12 protein-coding genes are annotated in these 14,291 nt (G+C 74.1%); 5 read left to right on the top strand and 7 right to left on the bottom strand.

Features of this window, described 5'->3' with window-relative positions:
- Window positions 1–202: 202 nt before the first annotated feature.
- Window positions 203–4,504, bottom strand: coding sequence for a serine protease (locus tag KBY32_RS28515; RefSeq protein ID WP_210982124.1), 4,302 nt, complete (start codon window positions 4,502–4,504; stop codon window positions 203–205).
- Window positions 4,494–4,865 carry a CU044_2847 family protein gene (locus tag KBY32_RS28520; protein WP_055624735.1) on the bottom strand — a complete coding sequence of 124 codons (372 nt, stop codon included), beginning with the start codon at window positions 4,863–4,865 and terminating at the stop codon, window positions 4,494–4,496. Before KBY32_RS28520 ends, KBY32_RS28515 begins: the two co-directional genes overlap by 11 nt.
- Window positions 4,866–5,147: 282 nt before the next feature.
- On the opposite strand from KBY32_RS28520, the gene KBY32_RS28525 reads away from it, so the two are divergent.
- From KBY32_RS28525 to KBY32_RS28535, 3 genes are all read left to right on the top strand, one after another.
- On the top strand, window positions 5,148–5,291 hold the full coding sequence (locus KBY32_RS28525; protein ID WP_210982125.1) for a hypothetical protein: 144 nt from the start codon (window positions 5,148–5,150) through the stop codon (window positions 5,289–5,291).
- A gap of 172 nt (window positions 5,292–5,463) precedes the next feature.
- Window positions 5,464–6,864: a Tat pathway signal sequence domain protein gene (locus KBY32_RS28530; RefSeq protein WP_210982126.1), complete on the top strand. Its 1,401-nt coding sequence runs from the start codon at window positions 5,464–5,466 to the stop codon at window positions 6,862–6,864.
- Window positions 6,865–6,963: 99 nt separating this feature from the next.
- Complete coding sequence (locus tag KBY32_RS28535; RefSeq protein ID WP_055624733.1) at window positions 6,964–7,857, top strand: glycosyltransferase family 2 protein; 894 nt, start codon at window positions 6,964–6,966, stop codon at window positions 7,855–7,857.
- Between the two features lie 66 nt (window positions 7,858–7,923).
- On the opposite strand, the gene KBY32_RS28540 is transcribed toward KBY32_RS28535, so the two are convergent.
- A complete protein-coding gene (locus KBY32_RS28540; RefSeq protein ID WP_210982127.1) occupies window positions 7,924–9,627 on the bottom strand; it encodes a bifunctional 3'-5' exonuclease/DNA polymerase in 1,704 nt (567 codons plus the stop codon).
- A gap of 34 nt (window positions 9,628–9,661) precedes the next feature.
- Window positions 9,662–10,432, bottom strand: a complete 771-nt coding sequence (locus tag KBY32_RS28545) for a Clp protease N-terminal domain-containing protein (protein WP_210982128.1) — start codon at window positions 10,430–10,432, stop codon at window positions 9,662–9,664.
- A 97-nt stretch (window positions 10,433–10,529) separates the two neighbouring features.
- Here KBY32_RS28545 and KBY32_RS28550 point away from each other — a divergent pair, with 97 nt between their 5' ends.
- Entirely contained in the window at window positions 10,530–11,648 is a 1,119-nt protein-coding gene (locus tag KBY32_RS28550) for a DUF2786 domain-containing protein (RefSeq protein ID WP_210982129.1), read from the top strand.
- A 24-nt stretch (window positions 11,649–11,672) separates the two neighbouring features.
- On the opposite strand, the gene KBY32_RS28555 is transcribed toward KBY32_RS28550, so the two are convergent.
- Both KBY32_RS28555 and KBY32_RS28560 read right to left on the bottom strand, forming a co-directional pair.
- Entirely contained in the window at window positions 11,673–12,221 is a 549-nt protein-coding gene (locus KBY32_RS28555) for a DUF4232 domain-containing protein (protein ID WP_210982130.1), read from the bottom strand.
- 51 nt (window positions 12,222–12,272) lie between these two features.
- A complete protein-coding gene (locus KBY32_RS28560) occupies window positions 12,273–12,734 on the bottom strand; it encodes a hypothetical protein (RefSeq protein WP_115504607.1) in 462 nt (153 codons plus the stop codon).
- Window positions 12,735–13,290: 556 nt separating this feature from the next.
- On the opposite strand from KBY32_RS28560, the gene KBY32_RS28565 reads away from it, so the two are divergent.
- Window positions 13,291–13,569 carry a DUF397 domain-containing protein gene (locus KBY32_RS28565; RefSeq protein ID WP_055624727.1) on the top strand — a complete coding sequence of 93 codons (279 nt, stop codon included), beginning with the start codon at window positions 13,291–13,293 and terminating at the stop codon, window positions 13,567–13,569.
- A 90-nt stretch (window positions 13,570–13,659) separates the two neighbouring features.
- Here the strand turns inward: KBY32_RS28565 and KBY32_RS28570 are convergent, their stop codons facing one another.
- A complete protein-coding gene (locus KBY32_RS28570) occupies window positions 13,660–14,175 on the bottom strand; it encodes an ATP-binding protein (RefSeq protein WP_210982131.1) in 516 nt (171 codons plus the stop codon).
- Between the last annotated feature and the right edge of the window lie 116 nt (window positions 14,176–14,291).

Here is a 14,291-nt window from a genome sequence, read left to right on the forward strand (position 1 = left end):
CACCCTCCGTACTCCGGGAAGCAGCCGACGCTCCCCCGGCACGAGGCTCGTCTTCCCGGTGAGGAGATGAGGCGCCGACTGGTTATCGGCACCGCGCGGCTCCGTCGTACCACCCCCGTGCATGCGGAGCCGTACGTCTCCGGGCCCCGCCCCGCCCCCCTCGGGCAGGGCGGGGCGTTTCACGTTTCGCCAGGTGGCGTGGTCAACGCGACGGGCAGGGTGCCGTGTCCCGGGCCATGTCCAGGTCCAGACGGTCGCGTTGGGTGCGGCTGTTGGGGCCGGGGAGGGCCGCGCACAGGGTGGTGTGCCAGGTCGCGGGGGAGAGGTGGAGCGTGCGGTCGTCCTTGTCCGAGAGGAGGCGGAGCCGGTCGCCCTGGACCTGGGCGATACGCAGACTGTCGCCCGAGGTCTGGCGCAGCCGGCCCAGCGGTTCGGCGTCGTCCGGGGCGAACAGGCCGACGTCGCCCACGAGGTTGACGACGAGCGTGCCGTCCGGTGCCACGCCCAGCACGCCGGTGGCGTCGGCGATGGACCGGGTCAGACCGTCCCGGCGTTCGTCGTCCACCCGCCACCACACCACGCGCCGCTCCTCGTCGAGGGCGGCGAGACGGTCACCGTCGGGCGTGAACGTCACCCAGCGGTCGGCGGCGTAGTCCAGGGGCGTGCTCTCCAGGCGGGCCACCCTTGTGCCGCGCCGGACGTCCCACACCTCGACGCGGCCTCCCTCACGCCAGGTGTCGGTGACGACCGCCACCTCGTGGGGGCGGCCCGGCCTGGGGGTCAGCTGGCCGGTCTCGCCGGTGAAGCCCCGCTCCGGAGGGGAGCGTTCGAGGTGGACGGGACCGCCGCTCTGCACCCCGGAGCGCGGGTCCAGCCGGGCCAGTGCGTCGCCCAGGCAGAGCACCACCAGGTCGCCGTCGCCGGTCTGTGCGATGTCCTGCGGGGTGTTCCAGGACGGATCGCCGGTCCGGCCGCAGTCCCAGGTGACCCGGGTGGGGGCGGTCAGGCTGTCCACGTCGTACACCCAGGCGTTCGTGCTCTCCTGCGACCAGACCAGCACGGCGTCCCCGCCCTTGCGGTCGACCCACGACAGGTGTGGTTCGAGATCGCCCAGCTCGCGGATCGGCCGGGGGAGCGGGGTGTCGTGCGTGCGGGCGCCGGGGCCGAGGATCTCCAGTCGGTCCGGGCGCAGTCGCGCCAGACGTGAGCCGTCCTTCTTGGGTGCGAAAGCGAGGGCGGTGGCCGTGGAGCGGTCGGTCGGTGCCGCCGGCAGGGGGCGTGCGCGGGCGCGCAGCAGGGTGTCGCCCTCGGCGGTCAGGACCGTGCGGGTCCCGGTGCCGCTGCCGGCGACGCCGAGGGTGTTGTCGGAGGAACCGCCCGGCAGGGTCACCGACCAGTAGCGGTCGCCGCCGCGGGGGTCGCGCAGGGTGACACGGCGGTAGTCGCCCGTCTCGGCCGACACGGTTCCGGTCTCGCCGTAGAGGTGGGTGCCCGTGAGGTCGGCCGTCGTGGCCGTCCCCCGGTAGGTGCCGTCCGGTCCCTTCGCGCCGGGGACCAGCGGGTACCAGCGGACGCCGTCCTGCCGGACCAGCCAGACGCCCCGGTCGGCCGGGGTCTGGTTCAGGGCGGGCTCCGGGCCGTACACGCGGCGCTCCTGCTCGCCGGAGGCCGTGGCGTAGAGGTCGAGGTGGAAGTCCGCGCCCTTCCTCGCGGTGGCGGCGACCGCGATCCGGTCACCGTCGGCGGGCAGCCACGCCATGCGCGGGCTCCGCCGGGCCATGGGCCGCTGGGAGACGGGCAGGGCGTCGCCGGACACGGTGTCCCAGAGGCGGACGAGCGCCTTGCGGCCGTCGTCCTCGGGGCGGGGCCGCTGGAAGGCGAAGAAGTAGAGCAGACGGGTGCCGTCTTCGGAGAAGTCCAGGTGGGGGGTGTAGACGTCGCCCCGGCCAGGTAGAGCGCCGGAGAGCTGACGGGGGCGGGAGCCGGGGCGGGTCAGATCCCACAGGAGGGTCCGTCCGTCCACGGTGACCAGGGCGTAGCGCCGGCCGTCGGCGCTGACGGCGTCCCGGAAACCCTGGACCCGCAGCCCGGCGGGGACGCCCGTGAGCCGGGTCGCCCGGGGCCGTCCGTCGAGGGCGCCGGTGACGGCCGTCGCGGTCAGGTCGGCCGCGCCGTCCGGGCGGGACAGCACGACCAGGGTGCGGGCGTCGGGCGACATCGTCGTCCACTGGACCGTGCCGGGCCACAGCCCGCTGTGCGCGGAGACGACGTCGTGCCCGCGCACGTACTGCCCGAAGAGCGCCTGCCGCGCCTGGGGCGTGTGCCGCGCCGACCAGGCGCCCGCCGCGTACCGGAAGGCGCTGTCCGGGGAGCGTTCCGCGACGTCGGTGGCGAGGGTGCCGAGTTCCGTGGCGGCGGCCGTGCGGAGCTGGAGCAGATCGTCCTGGCGGGCGCGGTACGTGATCACCGCGAGGGTGGTGGCCAGCACCGCCAGCACGGTGACCAGGGCGGTGACGCCCCACAGCCGGCGCAGTCCGCGCCGCTGCCGGCGCCGGCCCGCCTCCAGGTAGGCGCGCTCCAGGTAGGTGAGGTCATCGGGGCGTTCGGCGAGCCAGCGCAGGCCCTGGTTCAGGCGTACGCCGTGCGGCAGCAGTCCGTCGGGGCGGCCCGCGCCGTCCCACTCCGCCGCGTCGCGTGCCGTGCGGTCCTGCCACTCGCGGAACTCGGCGCCCTCGGCCAGCCATTGCGCCAGCCGCTCCCACTTCCACAGCAGCGCCTCGTGCACGACCTGCACGGTGCCGGGCGGGCCGGGGCGCTCCCCGACGTCCAGCACCAGGAGACGGCTCTTGGCGAGCGCGTGCGCCAACGCCGCTTGCCCGGGCACGAGTTGATGGACGGGTACGGCACGTCGGCTGAAGCCGCCCTGGCCGTCCGGGCGGGCCAGTTGCTGGAACAGCCGCCGGGCGGTGTCCTCCGTCGTACCGGTCGCGGCGAGGCACTTCCGCAGTTCGTCGTTCGCGTACTCGGCGAGCGCCTTGACGACACCGCCCGACCGCTCGTACGCGGCATGGGTCATCGTGTGCGCCTCGCGCCGCTGCCAGAGCCGGGTCAGGGCGAACTGCAGCAGCGGCAGACAGCCCGGCTCGTCCACCGCGTCGGCCACCAGCCGCCCGGCCAGCCCCTCCTCCAGCCGCAGACCGGGGACCGCCCGTACGGGCTCCTCGACGGCCCGGGTCAGCGCCTCCGCCGTCATCGGGGCGAGGAACAGCACGGCGTCGCCCAGGCGGGACGAAGTGTCGGCGGCGGTCAGCGCCTCCAGCGTGGCGGAGCGGGCGGTCAGCACGACCCGCAGCCCGCCGCCCTGGGCCGGGTCGGGCGCCTGGGCGAGCGCCGACAGGGTCCGGAAGGCGCGTAGCGCGCCCTGCGGCGCGGCGGTGGCGTACTCCTCGAACTGGTCGAGCAGTAATACGGCCCCGGACGGGCCGAGTTCGTCGTTGATACGGCCCCGCAGCGCGCGCCGGTCGGCGTCGGAACCGGCGCACGCCTCGCGCACGGCGTCGAAGCGCGCACGCCGGGCACCGTCGTCGGGGGCGGCGCGGTGCCAGGCCGCGGTGACCGCGTCGGCGACCCAGGCGTCCTCAGCGTCAGGGGTGTCCACCGCGTCGCCGGCCGGGTCCGCAGGGTCGGGCACCCGGAGCGTCCAGGGCGTCCCCCGATCGGCGAGAGCCGTCACCAGACCGGCCCGCAGCAGCGACGACTTGCCGCTTCCCGAGGGGCCGACGAGCACGGTCACGGGCCGGGACTCCAGGGCCCGTACGAGCTTCGCGGTCTCGTCCTCCCGGCCGTGGAAGTACCGAGCGTGCTCGGTCTCGAACCGGTCCAGGCCCCGGAACGGGCACCCGAGCACATCGGGACCGACCAGCCGCTCCGCCGCCAGCAGATAGGCGGTGCCGTCGAGGGGGCCCTTCCCGCGCAGGGTGAGCATGCCGACGACGACCTCGTTCGCCGGGTCCCATACGGCGGCCCCGCTGAACCCGGGCCCGATCCGCACGCCCGGCGCGTCCAGGTCGACCTGGATGAGGTCGGCCCGCTGCCGGCCGCGCAGGGTGCCGGTCGCGTTGACGCCCCGGGGGACCTGCGGCGGGAAGCCGAACGCCCGGATGTCCCGGTCCCACTCGCCGTCGGAGCCGTCCGCCGTCGGCAGCGGTTCGGCGCCGTCCACCGGCGCCTTGAGTCGCAGCAGCGCGACGTCGTCCTCCGGCCGCCACGACTCCACCTCGGCGGTGACGCGCGGACCCGGTACGGCACCCGAGAGCAGCGGGAAGTCGACCTCGACCGGGCCGGGAGGCGGGCCGCCGTCCGGCTCCGCCACGACATGGGCGCAGGTGCAGAGCAGGCCTTCGTCCACGAGGAAACCGGCGCCGACCGGTTCGCCGTCCGGCGAGAACACCCGGGCGGCGCCGCGTTCGTAGCGGGCTCGGCGCGGCAGCGGGTCAGCCGGCATCGGAGGCGCCGGTGCCGCCCGTCGTGTCCCACTCGACGCCGACCGTGAAGTGGGCCTCGGCCGTGCTCCTCGCGACGACCACGCCCGCCTCCGCGGTCACTTTCACCCCGAACTCCAGGGTGATCCGGTCCGGGCGGCGGGGCATGGAGCGCAGCGAGTCGACGATGTCCTGGACCGCCGGGCGCACCCGGTCGACGGCGGCGCGCAGGGTGTCGGCCGCGCCGGCCGCGTCGTCGGCGGGGCGTGGCCGCCGGATGGGTTCGTAGACGTCCTCGGGTGCCGGGATCGCGGTCGCCGGTGCGGTGGTCTCCACCCGGAGCAGCGAGCCGTCGTCGAGTCGGATGCTGGTGATGGCCGTCATCGAGGGCTGCCCGTCCTGTCCTGCGGAAGTCGTGAGACCTAGGTGAAGCGGTGACAACAGACAGTATGCGCAACGACGCAATGGGGCCCGTGGCAACTAGTGGTCCTCAAAAGGGAGTTCGGGGCGGCTCGTCACCTCGCCCGCTTCTGACGGTTACCGCCAATAACCCCGCCCGCCCTTTGGCGCTCCTCTGCCCTGCGGTGCACTGTCCGGCGTCGCTAGCGTCCCCGTATGAGGCGACATACACGTGTCGGAGCGCGGCGCATCAGGGACTTACAGCGGGTGCGGGACAAGGTGCTCAGCCGGCGGGAGAGCCGCCGGTCCGGGGGCTGGGGGAGACGGCTGGGGCGGCGGGCGGAACGCGCCCGTCCCTGGCTCCAGTTCCTCGCCGACGTGGCCTCGCTGCTCGCCAAGGTCGTGCGGTAGCACCGGCGACGGCCGATCCACGCCGTCGCCGCACCCGGCCTGTCCTCGGCGTTCATCCACAGCAACCAGTGACGTGTGCACGAGCGTTGACCCGGCTCCCGGTCGCCAGCAGAATGGCCGCGCGCTCTTGAGAGCGCTCTCAAACGTGTCCAGCACCGGCCGAGGGAGACCCATGACCGACTTCAGCGACAGACAGGGCCCGGCGCTCAGCCGTCGCGGGCTCATCGGGGCCGGCCTCGGTGCCGCCGTGCTCACGGCGGCCGGCGCGGGCACCGCACAGGCGCGTGTCCCCTCCGGAGGGAACGGCGCCGGGTCCGCCGGACGCAGGGCCGTGGCCTTCCTCGCCGCCGCCATGGACGCCTACCCGGAGCAGGGGCCCGTCCGGCTCGCCCAGAGCTACACCGACCAGGCCGGTCTTTTCAGCACCGCCTTCACCTACGACAACGGGCTCGCGATCCTCGCCCTCCTCGCCGCCCGTACGCCGGACGCGCACGCCCGCGCGATCGCGCTCGGGGACGCGCTGCTGTACGCGCAGGCGCACGACCCCGCCCATGACGACGGCCGGCTGCGGCAGGCGTACAACGTGGGGCCGTACACCTTCTACGACGGCACGCCGCAGCCCGACGGGTTCGTGCGGGCGGACGGCACGGCCAACGTGGGGACGCAGTTCGGGTTCACGGGGACGGCGGTCGGCGACATGGCCTGGGCCGGGATCGCGCTGGCCACCTTGGCCGGGCGGACCGGGAAGCGCCGCTTCCGCGACGGTGCCGTGCGGATCGGGGAGTGGATCGAGCGCAACGGGCGTACGGACGACGAACCGCTCGGCGGCTACAAGTTCGGTGTCGACGGGTCGGGCGCGAAGCTCCCCTTCACGTCCACCGAGCACAACACCGACCTCGTCGGCCTGTTCGGCCGGCTCGCCCGGCTCACGGGGGACCGCGTCTGGCGCGAGCGGCGGGCGCACGCCCGCGCCTTCGTGGAGCGGATGTGGGAGGCGGACGGCGGCTTCTTCTACACCGGCACCAACGACGGGGTGACCGTCAACCGCTCGCCCATCCCCGAGGACACCCAGACCTGGACGTACCTCGCCCTCGACGCGCGGTCCCGCGCCCGCTCGCTCGACTGGGCCGCGCGCCACCTCGCCGTCACCGACCACGCCGGACGGCCCAACAGCACGGTCCCGGCCGGGCAGTCGTACGCGGGTGTCACCTTCAGCTCCGCCAGTCTGCTCGCCGACGAGGACCGCCCGATCGCCGACGGGCAGCCCAAGCCGGACCGCAACGGCGTCTGGTTCGAGGGCACCGCCCATCTCGCGCTCTGCCTGCGCGACCGGCACGGACGGGGCGACGCGGCACGGGCGCGGCGGCTGCTCGACTCGATCGAACGGGCCCAGGACCGGCTCGGCGACGGCCAGACCGTCGGCGGGCGCGCCCTGCCCGCGCGGTCCGGCGTCGTGTCGGCCACCAGTCCGATCGACACCGGCTTCGGGTTCGGCTACTACCCGTACCGGCATCTGGGGGCCACGGCCTGGTACGTGATGGCGGCCGAGCGCTTCAATCCGCTGAGCGCCTGACCGGGGCCCACGGGCGAACGTGACGCGTCGCCCCGGTGAACCACTAGCATCACGCCGTTGATGATGGTGGCAGTGGGACGAGACGGGCGAGGGACAGGCATGACGGAACTGAGGATCGCCGTGGCCGTGGTGACCATGGGGAACCGTCCCGCGGAGGTCGACGCGCTGCTGGAGTCCGTGGCCAAACAGGACCTCGCCCCCCACCGCATCGTGGTCGTCGGCAACGGCTCCCCGCTGCCCGAGTTCGCCGAACGTCTGTCCCTGCCCGGCGAGTTCACCGGTATCGAACTCGACGAGAACCTCGGCTGCCCCGGCGGGCGCAACGTCGCCCTGGAGCGGCTGCGCGCGTTCGGGGACGTCGACGTCGTCGTCGAGCTGGACGACGACGGGCTGCTCGTCGACGCCGATGTGCTGCGCCGGGTGCGGGACCTGTACGCCGCCGACGACCGGCTCGGCATCGTCGGGTTCCGGATCGCCGACGAGCACGGCGAGACACAGCAGCGGCACGTACCGAGGGTCGGCAAGTCCGACCCGATGCGGGGCGGATACGTCACCGGCTTCCTCGGCGGCGGGCACGCGCTGCGCATGGCGATGCTCGCGCAGACCGGCGACTGGCCCGCGCGCTTCTTCTTCGCCCACGAGGAGACCGACCTGGCGTGGCGGGCGATCGACGCGGGCTGGCGCATCCTCTACGCGCCCGAGCTGCTGCTCCAGCACCCGAAGACCTCGCCCGCGCGGCACGCCATCTACTACCGCGTGAACGCCCGGAACCGGGTCTGGCTGACCCGGCGCCGTCTCCCTCTTCCGCTCATCCCCGTCCATCTCGGTGTGTGGGTGCTGCTCACGCTGGCCCGCACGCGGTCGGCGGCCGGGCTGCGGGCGTGGTTCGGCGGCTTCCTGGAGGGCGTCCGCGAACCGGCGGGGGAGCGGCGGCCGATGAGCTGGCGCACGGTGGGACGCCTCGTCCGGCTGGGCCGGCCGCCGATTCTCTGAGGACGCGGCGAAGCGACCTGCCCGTACGGGAGAGCGCCTGCCCGGGCAAGGCGACCCGCCCGCCCCTCACTTCGCGTCCGCGTAGCACTCCACCACCGCCGTCGTGAACGGGAACCGCACCGGCGTCTCCCCGAACGTGAGCCGTCCCGCGAGCGCCGACGCCTCGCGGATCGCCGCCACCACGGCCTCCGCCTCCTCCTGCGGACAGTGCACGATCACCTCGTCGTGCTGGAAGAAGACCAGCTCCGCCGCCATCCCCGCGCAGGACCGGCGCAGCGCGGCGAGCAGCAGCAGCGCCCAGTCGGCGGCGCTGCCCTGGACGACGAAGTTGCGGGCGAAGCGGCCGCGGGCGCGGGCGTTCGTCGAGGCGTACCCCGGCACCCAGTCCTGGGGCGAGGAGCCGTCGGCCGGCGTGTCCGGGGCGTCCGGGACGGGGATGCCCGCCTCCTCGGCGGGCGCGTCCGAGGTGCCCGCGGCCGGGGGCGAGGTCCGTCCCAGCCAGGTGCGTACGAGCCGCCCCTCCTCGCCGGCCCGCGCCGCGTCGTCGACGTACGCGACGGCCTTGGGGAAGCGGCGGCGGAGCGCGGCGAGGTTCTTCAGCCCGTCGCCGGACGTCTGGCCGTAGACGGCACCCAGCACGGCGAGCTTGGCCTGGGCGCGGTCGCCGGAGAAGGCGCGGTCGGAGACGGCCTGGTAGAGGTCGCTCTCGCGTCCGGCGACCTCCATCAGCCCGGGGTCCCGGGAGATCGCGGCGAGCACCCGGGGCTCCATCTGGTCGGCGTCGGCCACGACGAGCCGCCAGCCCGGGTCGGCGACGACCGCGCGCCGGATCACCTTGGGGATCTGCAGGGCGCCCCCGCCGTTGGTCACCCAGCGCCCGGTGACGGTGCCGCCCGCGAGGAACTCGGGCCTGAACCGCCCGTCGCGCACCCAGTCCTGCAGCCAGGACCAGCCGTGGGCGACCCAGATCCGGTACAGCTTCTTGTACTCGACCAGCGGCTTCACCGCCGGATGGTCGACGGACTCGATCTCCCAGCGCCGGGTCGACTTGACCTTGACGCCGGCCTGGGCGAACGCCTTGATCACATCGGCCGGCAGATCGGGCCGCACCCGGCGCCCGAACGCCGCCGACACCTCGTCCGCCAGCTCGGCCAGCCGGCGCGGCTCCCCGCCGCCCGCGTACCGCTCGCCGAGCAGATCGGTGAGCACCTGACGGTGGACGGCGGCGCTCCAGGGGAGCCCGGAACGGTTCATCTCGGCGGCCACGAGCATGCCCGCCGACTCGGCGGCGGTGAGCAGCCGCATCCGGTCGGGGTGCGCGGTCCTGTCGTGCCGCCGCTGCTGGTCGGCGTACACCTCGGCCAGGTCGGCGAGCGGCACATGGACCGCCTGCGGCTCGAACAGGGAGGACTGGGAGCCCGGCTCGGCGGCGCGCTGGGGCGGATCGGGCGGTACGGGGCCGCCGCGCAGCCGGGCGAGGGCCGCGGCGGCGGACCGCGGCGCGCCGTGCCGCCCCTCGTGGCCGAGGAGGAGGGTCTCGGCGTCCTCGATGTCGTAGCACCGCTCGACGCGGACGCCCGCCGCGAGCAGGCGCGGATAGACCTCGGCGGTGGACCGCCACACCCACCGGGTGACCTCGGGTCGTGTCCGCACCGCCTCCGCGAGGTCGGGTGCGCGGTGCACGGGGCCCGCGAGCAGCCCGTCCGGGCCGAGGGGGGCGAGCTCCGCGCCACCGTCCTCGGCCGGGGCGAGCGCCCACCGGTCGGTCATGCCGCGAGTGTGGCACCCGGGTCTGACATCGGCCTCAGTCCTGGGCCGTGCCGTCCTCGCCGGCCGCCTGCCGGGCGGTCCGCTCACCGCTCCGGAGGTACTGCGAGAGCGCCTCGGTGATGTACGCCTCGGCGTCCTCCTTGGTGAGGCCGAGCCCGGACAGGACGCCGGAGCCGTTCTCGAACTCCAGCAGGGCCAGCAGGATGTGCTCGGTGCCGATGTAGTTGTGGCCGAGGCGCAGGGCCTCGCGGAAGGTGAGCTCCAGGACCTTCTTGGCGCCGGAGCCGTAGGGGATGAGCTCGGGGATCTCGTCGGCGGCGGGCGGCAGGGCCTCAGCGGCGGCCTGGCGCACGGTGTCCAGGAGGACGCCCCGGGCCGTGATCGCCCTTGCGGCGATGCCGTCCGGCTCGGCGAGCAGGCCGAGGACGAGGTGCTCGGGGCGGCCCTCGGGGTTGCGGGCCGCGATGGCCTCGTTGTGGGCGGCCATCACCACGTTGCGGGCACGCGGGGTGTAGCGGCCGAAGCCCTGCTGGGGGTCGAGGTCGTTGCCTTCCTTGGGCACGAACCGCTTCTGGGCGGCCTGCCGGGTGACCCCCATGCTGCGGCCGATGTCGGTCCAGGAGGCGCCGGAGCGCCGGGCCTGGTCCACGAAGTGGCCGATCAGGTGGTCCGCCACCTCGCCGAGGTGGTCGGCCGCGATCACGGCGTCCTGGAGCTGGTCCAGGGGCTCCTCGTGGACCTTCTTGATGGCCGCGATGAGTTCGTCGAGTCGTACGGATGACGTGATGCTCGGGTTCGTCGACATGTGTCAACCGTAGGTTGACAGGCTTAGGGTGTCAACCCGTAGTTGACAGACCTGGGTTGTTGGAGGACGGCGGCGGGAACAGACTTACGATCGCTGGGTGAGCACGCCCAGCACCGTCGACCGCGCCTTCGAGGCCGCCCTCTACGACACCGAGCACGCGACGCTCGACACGGGCGCCAGCCTGCTCGCCGCCGACCCCGCGGCCGACGCCGAACTCGCGCGGCGCGGGAGGGAGTTCGTCGCGGCGGCCTGGCGGCGCGGCTGGCAGCCCGCCGACGTCGTACGGCTGGTGCGGCGGGACCTGGACGACCCGCACGTCCGCCTGCTCGCGGCGCTGATCCGGGACCAGGCGCCCCAGGACCGGGAGCGCGGACCGCGCTGGCGGGCCCAGCTCGACGCCCTGCCCGGCGAGGCCCCGCCCCGCACCGACCGCTTCTCGCACGCCACCGCGGTCCTGGAGCTGTACCGCCTGCTGCTGCGCCTGCCCGCGCTGGAGCCCCTGGAGGAGACGGCCGCCCCGTCCGGCGGGACCGCCCGCCCGGAGTCCCGGATGCTCACCCGTATCCGCGCGCTGCTCGCGAAGGCCGAGGCGACCGGGTTCCCGCAGGAGGCCGAGGCGCTCACCGCCAAGGCGCAGGAGCTGATGGCCCGGCACAGCATCGACGAGGCCCTGGTCGCCTCCCGTGCGCCGGCCGGGGCCGCCGACGCGCCGGGCGCCTGCCGGATCGGGGTCGAGCCGCCGTACGAGCAGGCCAAGGCCGTGCTGCTGGACGCGGTGGCGCGGGCCAACCACTGCCGGGCCGTGTGGAACGAGCCGTTCGGCTTCTCCACCGTCGTCGGGTTCGAGGCGGACCTGGAGGTGGTGGAGCTGCTGTACACCTCCCTGCTGGTGCAGGCCCAGACCGCCATGACGAAGGCGGAGGCCGCCCAGCGGGCGGGCGGCCGCAGACGGACCAAGACCTTCCGGCAGTCGTTCCTGGCGGCCTACGCCCACCAGGTGAGCACCCGCCTCACCGCCGCCGCGCGGACCCAGGTGACCGACGACCTGCTTCCCGTCCTGGCGTCCCGCGAGGTGGCGGTCACCGACCGGCTGGACCGGATGTTCCCGCGGACCACGACGACCCGGCTGCGCGGGGTCAGCGACGACGCGGGCTGGACGGAGGGCGCGGAGGCGGCCGACCGGGCCCGCGTGGACCCGCGCCGGCCGCTGAACTGAGTCCGGGTCGTCCGCCCCCGGCCGTCAGTCCGTCGACTGCTGGAAGCCGGTCACCGAGGCGTCCGGCGTGCTCCCGTCGCTCTTCAGGGCGATGTCGCCGTACGCCCACTTGAAGCTGTGCGTCTTCTCGGCGCCGGGCAGCCGGACCGTCGCCGTCCGTGCCGCGAGGGACGTCTCGGCGCCCTCCTCGCCACGGACGTAGGTAAGGGTGAAGGCCAGCGAGGCGCCCTTCGCGAAGGTCGCCTTCCCGCCCGAGGCGGCCTCCGCGGCCGGGACCGCGGCGGTCGTGTCCCCCGCGACCAGCTCCATACCGGGCAGCCCCTCCACGGTGCAGGGGGCGTCGCCGCGGTTGGTGACGGTGACGGGCACGTTGCCGGTGTCCCCGGCGGCGGGCGCGGCGTTGGCGGGCCCGAACCGCACGGCGAGCTCGGCGGCGCAGCCCGCCCCGGCCGCCGTGTCCGCCTTGTCAGCCTTGTCCTGGGTGGTCTTCGCGTCCCCGGCGTCGTCGCAGGAGGTCAGCAGGAGCGCCGCGGCGAGGGCGGCGACGGAGGCGGTGACGGAGATGGTGCGCATGGAGTCCTCGGGAGGTCGCGTCGGTGAGCCGGTGACGTCACCGATCGGACATCACGATCCCAGACCGGCGGTGGGCAGGCCGGTCGGCAGTTTGCCACCCTCCGCCTTGGTGTACGTCTCCACGCCCAGGTCGCTCTTCCAGGTCACCTTCAGCTCGCCCTTGCCGACGGAGTCGACCGTCCCGGACGCCCGGTCCTTGCTGCCGTCCGTGCACGACAGCTTGATCGTCCGCTCACCGGCGCTGCCGCTGCACACGGTGCCCCCGGTCGCGAACAGCCCGGCCTTGTCGCCGGTGACCACCAGGGCGACGGCCTTGCCGTCGGTGGTCGCCAGCCAGCTGCCCTCCAGATCACCGGCGGCAGGGGAAGAACCGCCGCCCGACCCGTCTCCCGTGCCCTCGCCGGTCCCGGCGCTGGTCGGGGCGCCGCTGGGGGAGGCGTCGCCGTCGGAGTCGCCGCCCGAGCTGCACGCGGTGAGCGCGAGCACGCCCACCAGGGACGCGGCCACGGCCACGCCCCTCGTCCACCGGCCCGAGGTGCGCGTACGCGAGAAAGTCGCCGAGGTCACTGGGAGCTCCAAGCTGTAGCGGTCGGCACGGCCGTTCCGGCCGGGCGTGGCCGGAACGACGGCAGCAAGTTACCAAGGAGTCGCTTCGTGGTCTCCGGGAGAGCCGGGACTTCTCGGGGGCGCCCACGGCACCGGAGTCGGCGGGCGACCCCGGCCGCACCGCCCGGCATACGGCATTGTCGGCCAACTCCGTTGCGGGGGCGGATACTTGAGTTTGGAACGACCGCCGCGAGGAACACGTCATTGTTCGGTGCACAAGGGGCTCGATCCGGACGTCCCCGCTCCGTCCGGGGCGCGACGATAGCGAGCGGGGGCCGGCGCACCCGTGTGACGCGATTCCCGGGCCTGCGCTGGAACGCCGGAAGCACCTGCGTACGTCTGATGAGTAACCGCGGGAACACCCCGCGTGCACGTGCATCTGCTCATGCAGGTGCACGTGAACAGGGGCTATGATCCGAAAGCAGTTGTCCGGCACACGCACCACTGCACCACCTCATGCCTCATGGCGAAGAGCCACCGCACCATCGGGGAGCGACCTGTGGACCACGACGTGTACAACGGCATGGCGGCCACGGAGCTGGACGGGGTGGCCTGGCAGAAGAGCAGGCACAGCAACTCCCAGGGCTCCTGCGTGGAGTTCGCGCGGCTGCCCGGCGGCGATGTCGCCGTACGCAACTCGCGCTTCCCCGACGGCCCGGCCCTCGTCTACACCCGCGCCGAGATCGAGGCGATGCTCCTCGGCGTCAAGGACGGCGAGTTCGACCACCTGGTCGCCGGCTGAGGCGGCCATACCGCCCCATACCGGTACGGGACGGCGTCCCGTCCGCTGTGACGCGCGTAGAACCCGGGCGTCGTCGTACGGGGCGGCTCGTCAGTCCGAGGGGCTGGTGCAGCCGGCGGGCTGGAGGCGGAAGAGCGCCCAGACCACCTTGCCGCTCAGCGTGCCCGCCATCGGGTGCCAGCCCCAGCCGTCGCTGAAGGACTCCACCAGGAACAGCCCGCGGCCGGACTCCGCCGAGAAGTCGTCGGTGTCGCGGGCGACCGGGCTGTCGTGGCTGGGGTCGCGCACCGCGCACACCAGCCGCTCGGTCCACCGCATCAGGTGCAGCCGTACCGGCGGGGGCTGCTCGGGCGAGCGCGGGGCGCTCGACGGCAGGGCGTGCCGGAGGGCGTTCGTCACCAGCTCGGAGACCACGAGGCAGACGTCGTCGAAGCGATCGCCCAGTTCCCACTGGTCCATGGTGCGGCGGGTGAAGTTCCGGGCCTCGCGGACGGCCTCGTACCTGGCCGGCAGGGCACAGGAGGCGGCGTTGGAGACGGCTGCGGGGTCCAGCGGCGGAAGGCCCTGCCGTAACGGCTCGAGCATGGTCGATCCATTCGTCCCCATGCGAGGCACTCCCGGGAGTTCGCGGTCGTGGCGATGCAGCGGTTGCGCGGGACCATGGTTTCGGAAGCGCAGAGCAGATGCAAGGGCAGATGCACGTGCACGTGACCGAATTGGAC

Source organism: Streptomyces sp. RK62, from assembly GCF_018070255.1.
GTDB lineage: Bacteria > Actinomycetota > Actinomycetes > Streptomycetales > Streptomycetaceae > Streptomyces > Streptomyces nigra.

Bases quoted from the DNA above. Each gene is read 5' to 3' on its own strand.
- KBY32_RS28515 (WP_210982124.1), bottom strand. From the start codon at position 4,504: ATGCCGGCTGACCCGCTGCCGCGCCGAGCCCGCTACGAACGCGGCGCC.
- KBY32_RS28520 (WP_055624735.1), bottom strand. From the start codon at position 4,865: ATGACGGCCATCACCAGCATCCGACTCGACGACGGCTCGCTGCTCCGG.
- KBY32_RS28530 (WP_210982126.1), top strand. From the start codon at position 5,464: ATGACCGACTTCAGCGACAGACAGGGCCCGGCGCTCAGCCGTCGCGGG.
- KBY32_RS28535 (WP_055624733.1), top strand. From the start codon at position 6,964: ATGACGGAACTGAGGATCGCCGTGGCCGTGGTGACCATGGGGAACCGT.
- KBY32_RS28540 (WP_210982127.1), bottom strand. From the start codon at position 9,627: ATGACCGACCGGTGGGCGCTCGCCCCGGCCGAGGACGGTGGCGCGGAG.
- KBY32_RS28545 (WP_210982128.1), bottom strand. From the start codon at position 10,432: ATGTCGACGAACCCGAGCATCACGTCATCCGTACGACTCGACGAACTC.
- KBY32_RS28555 (WP_210982130.1), bottom strand. From the start codon at position 12,221: ATGCGCACCATCTCCGTCACCGCCTCCGTCGCCGCCCTCGCCGCGGCG.
- KBY32_RS28565 (WP_055624727.1), top strand. From the start codon at position 13,291: ATGGCGAAGAGCCACCGCACCATCGGGGAGCGACCTGTGGACCACGAC.
- KBY32_RS28570 (WP_210982131.1), bottom strand. From the start codon at position 14,175: ATGGGGACGAATGGATCGACCATGCTCGAGCCGTTACGGCAGGGCCTT.